The organism is Solemya velesiana gill symbiont, assembly GCF_002020805.1.
Taxonomy (GTDB): domain Bacteria; phylum Pseudomonadota; class Gammaproteobacteria; order Chromatiales; family Chromatiaceae; genus Sedimenticola_A.
The window spans coordinates 1-7,892 of the sequence record NZ_MPRJ01000100.1 but is presented as its reverse complement, the minus strand read 5'-3'; the positions used below and the strand labels follow the sequence as shown (position 1 = coordinate 7,892).

Below are 7,892 nucleotides of genomic sequence, written 5' to 3'. Positions count from 1 at the left end.
CACTGGCTTCTAGGCTTTGCTGTCTCATCGTTTTCCTGGGAGTGGAGATCAATAGGTCGATGGTATACGATTTTCGAAATTAATCAGAGTTGCCTTAGACATTGCCGCATCAGGTCTGGAAGGATAATTACCGATGATCATTCCTCAAAATATTGCTACCAGCAATAATCGGGAGTTGTCGGCGTGGTGGCCCCGGTTTGATCGATCGTCATGGTTCCACAGTCATCAGCAGTCTGCTTGGCCGTAGGTGTTGCAGTCAGAGTAAAAGCCGTAGCGCTCGCACTGTTCACCGAAACAGTATAAAAGGCCCTGGATGCATCATAACTTCTTGGAGCAGTCTGTAGCGCTGTTGGCAATGCGGCGCCACTGTAGGACATGTTTTCCGTATAGTAGCGCTCCATGAACTGTGCCGATTCCAAAAGTACTGCCTTGGCATCCGCACGCCTGGCCTTGTACACATAATCGGTATACAGGGGATAACCCACCGCAACCAGGATGCTGATAACGGCCAACACGATCATCAGTTCTACCAGGGTTATTCCCTGCAATTTTGCATGCCAATGCCGCACCATGAGATAGCTTCTTCCTTATCTGTGTCCGTTAACGGGATCATGGACCTGGAGATTGACGACCTTAACACCTTCCCTGCCACTGCTCAGGCTATAGCTGACCTGCCGACCAACAAGGCTCTGCAAGTAGGCCGGCGCCACATCAATCGCGAGAGAATAGTATCGCTCTCCGATCATGATTCGGCCTGCAGATAGATCAACCGAATTCAGAAAACCTACACTCGAGCGCACAATTCTGGGTACATCTTCGCGGGCAGGTGCTGATTCCACCGCCCAGGCTCCAGCGGTCACACAGAGCATCACCGCCAACACCAGCTTTAAAATATAAGACCTCATAACCGACTCCTATTGAAACGTCGCGGCGTTACTGCAGCTGTCTCCAGGACTGGCGCCCGGTTCTGGCACTGCGTGACTCCACGGTCATTTCGATATCACCACTGGATCCGCTAACGTATTTGAACTCCTTGGCCTCCGTCTTCACGATACCCGGCGTCTTAATAATGCCCTCTTTGGACTTTTTACCTGATGCCGGTATCAGAATCGCGGGCGTATTTGCATCACCATCATGATCGACACTGACGTAGTCCCTGCTGTCGAACACACCGTCGTTGTTCAAGTCGAACGGCGTGACAGGGAGCCGCTTGCCATCCACTGCGTTCAACTCCATCAGCCAACCCGTACCGCCGAACTCACAAGGGTCGAGACTGGGAATGAGTGTGGCAAAGATAACCCTTCCCTCTCTTAAGAGCGGAGCACTGACCACTCGCTCTCCCTGCCAGGTAACACTGCTGTGCGTCCCTGATGTATTGAAGTCAGGATCGGGCTGACGCAGATCCATGAACCACCCCTTTTTCACGGTGGTATCCACGTCATGCTCCGAAGTAACACGCAGATCCAAGGTGTATGTATCGCTGGGATTATCAGGATTGGTGTAAGTCTGATTCACTTCATAATCGATGGTCTGCTCGACCAACTCATCCCTGTCCTCAGCGGGGTCGAACTGGTTGTCATCCGTATCATCCCATATGCCGTAGAAGCTCATCTTGTCATCAGAAATGGAGTCGTAAGTTTCGAAATACTTTCCTGTACCGAAAACAACTATTACACCGCCATTGGGATGCTTCATCGCGTCCGGCTTACTGGTAATCGGCTGTACGTTGTCATCACCGGCATCAAAAACACCATCCTTGTCCTTGTCGTAAAAGGCCTTAAAAACCGGTGCAGGGCTATTTCCGGATTTATATCTTGACGCCCACTTGTTGGCATTGGTATCAGTTACATCGAAACCCCAGAGGTTCCCCTGCATGTCGCCTGCATATATGTAATCGATGATTCGGTCGTTATTGATATCTACTGTGACCGGTGTTGCCATACCGTTCGGATCACTTGCGCTGCCCACCCCCGTGTCAAACCTGGCGATCAGGCTGCCATCTGTTATATCCACCACGTAAAGCACCGCTTTGCCCGTTGAAGAATCAAAGCCGTTACCAAAAACCGCAGCCCAATCGCCGTTAGCCATGCGCACAACGGAAGCCTGGCCGATGGTATAGCCCAGGTCTGAATCGGTGGTGTCGGTAAACTCCCACATCACATCGCCAACAGAAAAGTTTTCCGGATCGGAAACATCGAGCGCGAAAACCGACTTCCCTCCTGCACCGGTAGTACCCACAAGCACAGTCGTCCACGCACTGTTGATATAGGCATCTCCCGCCCTGGGCGGACCATCAACAAAGTACCTGTGGCTGTATGTTGGTGAGGTTAAAAGCGCAAGATTGGGAAATACCGCCTCGGGTATAAAGGCAAACAACTCGTCACCAAGCGTAGTGTCGCTATCGCTGGTCTCTTCCGCCAGGAAAGCGTGCAGCATGCCGTCATTGGCACCAACATAGACAACTCCCGGCCTTGATGACAACCGGTAGGCAGAATAAGAAGACCCTTCCGTTCCAGGAAGTGCGTTGTAACCATAATCCTGTTTGCCAACGAAAAAGGGGTCGGAATTGATTATATCTCCCAGAATAGAGGTACGATCTCGCAACACGCCGCCATTTTTCTGCTCCTCGTCCCGTTCCCCCTGAAGGTAATCAAGGCGATCTTCACCTTCTGCATCCGTACCGCTGTTGACAAGGTAGTTCTTATGGGCTGCAGGCAGGTTGCTCCAATTGAACACAACGCCATCGCCGGCGGCTGAATCATAGGTAAAGATATTACGTGGCAGTGCAGATGACCGATTGTCCAGCATCTCACTCGCCTCCCAGTTGTCCGGATCGCTCTCCAGCACTTCACCGCTAACCTGGCTGACTTTGAAGGCCCTCAACTGGCCCAGCCAGTCGGTACTGTCAAACCTGGCCTGGTAGACAAAGGTATCGGAGTCCAGGCGCGTGGAGTTGGTTGCGATCGCGGCAGCAGAGCTCGTACGCCCAACAATGTCACTCAACGTATCCTGCAGTGCAGAAGCAAACTCGAGTGGATTGGAAGCCGAAAAGAAAGCACCACGACTGTTGACTGCCGCATGAAAAAGATCATCCACATTATTGACACTACCCCAGGTAGATGGTTGCGGCCAGACTGGAGAGGAAGTAGGCGTCAATGCATCCAGGTCCGCTTGGCTCACTGTTCCCTCTACGCCCAGACCAACGGTAAAGCTGACCATGTGTTGCCAGTACGCATCATCGAAGACATTGGTCGGCACCTCGTTGTCGAGATCAGTGCGCAGATCCCTGTACCAGTAATACATGGCGTAATCCGCCAGCGTATTGTCCCAGTCATCCTTGTAGGGATTTTCAGGCTCGTATTTAAATGGATCATTGTCCGGCCCGGTGAGAGACGGCCCATCGTTGTCATCCACATTGTTATCCACACCCGAGGGCAACAATGGCGCAGGCCCGTTCCAGTAGCCATCCGTCATCAGCACGTTGTACGCTTGCCGACACGTCAGTTCAGTGGTGGCTGCAGCAGTAGAGGCAGGTTTTTCACGCCATGGACCGCCATTGTCATCACGCTCGTAGTATTCACCTACCTGGTTCAGCGCCTGGCGCAACGGCGTGTAGTTGCTGTTGATCACATGGCCGTATAACAGGTCAAAAATATTGGACCGGTAGTTATTGACGCCATCATCCTCAAATTCCCGCACTCCGCGGATCAACGTGTTATCGTGGCTCTCTCCATCGATAGTGTTGCTGCCCTCGTTGATCGCAGCAAACCCAACCCGCATAGCGGTACCCTGGTTGGCAAAGGCGCGGCCCACACCCGCCCTGGCCAGCAGTATCCTGGAGCGATAGTAGCTATACCAGTTTGCGAAGTTCTGGATCTCTTCGTCGTACGTACGGGTAATACCATCCGGGCTTGAGTAACTGCTTACTGTCGACTTGATCTCAACCTTGGTATAGCAATCCCTGTCACTGATATCGGAAACAGCACAGCCAGATCCACCCGGGGTCCAGTTGAAATAGGTTCCCGGCCAGAAGCCCGCATCGGATGTTTGGGGATTCACATAATTACTTTGTGACCAATCGTAGCTGCCATCCGACTTACGCTGATACCACCAGCCATAACTGCCGGTACTCGTTCCGGACCCGCCATCATTTATCACGGTCAGGTTGCGGCAGCCAAGGCTCGTATCGTAGGGATTGTGATAGGCGCATGCCGGGCTGGCATCAGGATAGAGGGTACCATCCGGGTAGGACCAGGGATGATAAGAGATGTCGGGATCATAATAGATCACATTATTATGACTCGACCTCATTCTATAGCTGTATTCATTATCGTCCTCGTAACCGGGAAGATCCACGCTACCGCTACTGTAACCGTACCAGGTTCCGCCATACTGAGCCTGGTTGAAAGGAAAAAGGTAGTAGAAGGCATACCCGCCGCCATTGAGCAATGCAGATGACGGCATTGCCTCCCACTGCATGGAACCGGAATCATCCAGGGTGAACATGATATTGGGCTCGATCACCCCACCCAGGAAAAGTGGCAAGTCCGAAATATCCACCGCAGCACGTACATTCTGGGTCGTGGGTATCCATATGACCACGCATGATGCGATCGCGATTATCAACTTTTTAAAACGTCTCACCGCGCTGTCCTCTAAACCATTCACCATTTGTAGATCGACTGCAATACGACGATTGCTGTACCGCTTGCGCCGACGCCCCGCGCCGTCACCTGGAGATAGATATCAGCATCATCGAGTGGTTTCCCACCCTCCAGGCTGGTCATTCTCGGAGGGTGCTTTTCGATAATAAAGGCAGGTTCCTCTGCCATCGTATAACCAAAAACGCTTTCAGCGGCCGAACTGGTGTAGTAGTTGCCGCTGTATTTAACGCCGTTGCTCGCCCACCAGGCGCTGTCCCGTTCATTCCACCAGTATTCATTGTTGGCCTGGTCAGGATCCGGTTCATTCAGATCGTAGATATAGACCGTATCACCGTTGCCGTTTGTATTACTGCTACTCACCTCGGGAATAGTGGCCAGGTTGGCAATCCACTTTTCACCATCACGCAATGCTGATTCAGCCGCCTGCAGGGCCAGCGAGCGATCGTGCATATTGGACGCCATTCTCTCCTGGAGGATATTGGTACCCATGGAACTGGCTCCAAGAATCGTCAACAGGAGCAGAATCATCAATGCCGTGATGAGGACGGCACCCTGCTCCCGCGCCTTGATTCCCGATGATATTTTCATACTCATCATGGCGCCCTGTTCCTCAAACCGATGGTAGCCGTAATGGATTGCGTCAGTCGCTTGTCCGACATGGAGGACCTTCCGCCGTTATAGGTATAGGCTCTTTCTGACAATGCGACGTTATCGCGTATGGATCTGAGAAAAATTGTCAATCTAACCCCAACAACCTTGCTCCAGTCTGCAACCGCCGGAGCATCCACGTAAGCGTCCGCTGCATAGTCGCTGGTGGTATCTTCCCCATATTGAATCTCCATACCCTCTACCCCCTCGATCAATTCGAGGGGTGTCCCGCCGTTTTCACGCATATAGATGGTAGGCTGACCATAGCTGTTCTCCCTTATAAAGAATTCAGTCTGGAGAAACTTGTAGATCTGGGCATCCTCTCCGTAGAGCGTACTCAGGCGGTTGGTGGTATTGACGTTATTCGCATGGGCTATGGTGATCTTGCTCGACCCCTTGGAAACACTGCTGGCCCTGAACACATCGGTGTTCTTGCAATCAGAGATAATCAGGATCTCGTTTTGTTTGAAATTACACGTATTGTCAGGATTGATCTGGATATTGGCATTGTCTGAAGCCAGGTTACCAACAAGGTAAGCACCGCAATCCGAGGCTCGGCTAACGATAGTGCTGTCGGTACCCTTGAGCACGCTTGCCGGGGGACTGGCATAAGTGGAACTCCAAGTACCACTGTCACTCAACTCGTATCCAAGAATCGCCTCAGAAGCACTGAATCCCATGCCAGGCGCCGGATCCGCAATCACGTTGGGTACCGCACTGTCCAGGTTCGCGCACCCCTGAAAACCGGCCATGCGGATCTCCCGCGACATGATTTCCATGGTGAAACGACCATTCTCCTGCACTCGTGCCATCGCTTCCTGGGAACGGTAAGCCTGCTTGCTGTTCAGAAACACTTCAGCCATGGCTATGGTCAGAAGCAGCCCCAACACCATTGCAATCAAGATCTCGACCAGACCGATACCCTGCTGTTTGCTTCTCATGCTTTTCATTGCACTGACCACACTCAGATATCAGCCACGACACTGAAAGATTTATACTTGTCACTTACCGACTCAGCGCGCCGGTCTGTCCAGCGGACAGTCACTGTTGCCCTGTCTCCAGCGATAACGACAGAACCATCACCCTCCGGAAGTGAACTGGAAAGGTAAGCGAGCCAGGCGTCCACATCATCGCCTGCGGTTGTGCCGCCGTAAGGACTGGAAGTATCTGCCATGGTGACCGCATATTGCGCGATATTAGACCGATTGGATCTGATTCGGTCTGTCAGGTCAGAAGCTGCCAGGCTCGCCGTGGAACGTATGAGCGAGTCATGGTTCACCTTGATTCCAACCGCCTGTAATCCAGCCAAACCCAACAGACCTATTGAAAGAACCACCACCGTCACCAGTACCTCGATCAGGGTGAAGCCCCCCATGGCCGATCGCCCTGATCGCAGTTCAACGCCACGTGTCTTCACACTCACCGGCATAGCGACTGGTCCCCCGCCACATCGTCACAACTGGCGTGGCACGAGAGAATGCGACCCATCGCATTGATATCAACAGATCTCTCGATATTGCTGCCACTTCCACCAGGCACATGGATATCGAAGCAAGTGGCATCGGTAACGTTACCCATGTATCGATAGACCACCGATGCCTGGGTGGCAGCAACTGTTGCATCACTGGATGGCGCCTTGAACTCTCTCAGAGACTCTCCTCCATCCAGGTCGACAGACCAACCCTTGGCCCAATCTCCATCCACCGGGGCAAGCTTTACACTCACACCCCGCTTGATCGCTTCACCCTTTGCGTAGGTCAGTGCACTGACGACAGCATTGACTGTCGTTAGCAGTTCATTGCTTCGTTTCATCTGAAGAATACCGGGAACACCTACCGCCAGCATGACAACCAAAACGGTTATCGATACCATCAACTCAACAAACGTGACCCCCTTGTTGGGAAGAACAATGCCAGCCATGAGCTTGCCGGCCGGACTATTCCTGGTAAGGCGAAAAAACATAGAGACCAACTCCTGCTCACAACCAAAAAACTACCGGAGCATTCGGTTCAAACAAGACAGCCCAAATTTAGAGTACACAATTCGAGATAATCACCCGATGCTCTGCTTGGGCATGTTTCCTGGGTCAATAAAACATAACCTCTAGTTTAGAATGGCAAATAAATAATTAATTTCCGTGAACTGCGTCGCAAGATTCGTTGTGCCTTTATGGATATCAAAAGGCAGGATTCAGAATGTGACGATTACAGAAGTAATGGGAGAGGTGCCTGTCTGAAGATCAAATAGGATAAAAGGCAAATACATATAGGTGTTCGTCCTACAATCGAGAAATTGACTCATTACTTGCCACAAATTGACGGTACTGCCGTATGAAACCTGCATCTATCCGATAATGTTTATTTTTGGACGCCCTGATGTTGGGCTCATTATCTATCGGTCATGCATCGCTCGTAGCTTTACCGGATTTTGCAGCCAGGTTTATCAAATTCACCATAATGCATACAAAGGGAGACAATGCTTTCTAGTGGGTCACGCGTAAAGTTAACAATCGAATTGTGTAGCTTGATATAATGAGGCATGGCAAATAAAACAGCACCATTTTGTATCACAAAAGATGTC

7 protein-coding genes are annotated in these 7,892 nt (G+C 51.5%); all 7 read right to left on the bottom strand.

Annotated features, from left to right (window positions below):
• Positions 1-155: 155 nt before the first annotated feature.
• Genes BOW53_RS11885 through BOW53_RS11855 form a run of 7 tightly spaced genes read right to left on the bottom strand, consistent with a single transcriptional unit; the run spans position 156 to position 7,274 of the window.
• Positions 156-572 carry a type IV pilin protein gene (locus BOW53_RS11885; RefSeq protein WP_078488195.1) on the bottom strand — a complete coding sequence of 139 codons (417 nt, stop codon included), beginning with the start codon at positions 570-572 and terminating at the stop codon, positions 156-158.
• Positions 573-587: 15 nt separating this feature from the next.
• Positions 588-905, bottom strand: coding sequence for a hypothetical protein (locus tag BOW53_RS11880; RefSeq protein ID WP_078488194.1), 318 nt, complete (start codon positions 903-905; stop codon positions 588-590).
• A gap of 28 nt (positions 906-933) precedes the next feature.
• A complete protein-coding gene (locus tag BOW53_RS11875) occupies positions 934-4,644 on the bottom strand; it encodes a pilus assembly protein (protein WP_172838893.1) in 3,711 nt (1,236 codons plus the stop codon).
• A 20-nt stretch (positions 4,645-4,664) separates the two neighbouring features.
• The gene (locus BOW53_RS11870) at positions 4,665-5,261 is read right to left on the bottom strand and encodes a pilus assembly PilX family protein (RefSeq protein ID WP_078488192.1); all 597 of its coding nucleotides are present in this window, start codon (positions 5,259-5,261) and stop codon (positions 4,665-4,667) included.
• A complete protein-coding gene (locus tag BOW53_RS11865; protein ID WP_172838892.1) occupies positions 5,258-6,253 on the bottom strand; it encodes a PilW family protein in 996 nt (331 codons plus the stop codon). The genes BOW53_RS11870 and BOW53_RS11865 overlap by 4 nt, the downstream gene beginning before the upstream one ends.
• Before the next feature lie 23 nt (positions 6,254-6,276).
• Positions 6,277-6,735, bottom strand: a complete 459-nt coding sequence (gene pilV, locus BOW53_RS11860; RefSeq protein ID WP_245832137.1) for a type IV pilus modification protein PilV — start codon at positions 6,733-6,735, stop codon at positions 6,277-6,279.
• Complete coding sequence (locus BOW53_RS11855; protein ID WP_078488189.1) at positions 6,732-7,274, bottom strand: GspH/FimT family pseudopilin; 543 nt, start codon at positions 7,272-7,274, stop codon at positions 6,732-6,734. Before BOW53_RS11855 ends, pilV begins: the two co-directional genes overlap by 4 nt.
• Positions 7,275-7,892: the final 618 nt, after the last annotated feature.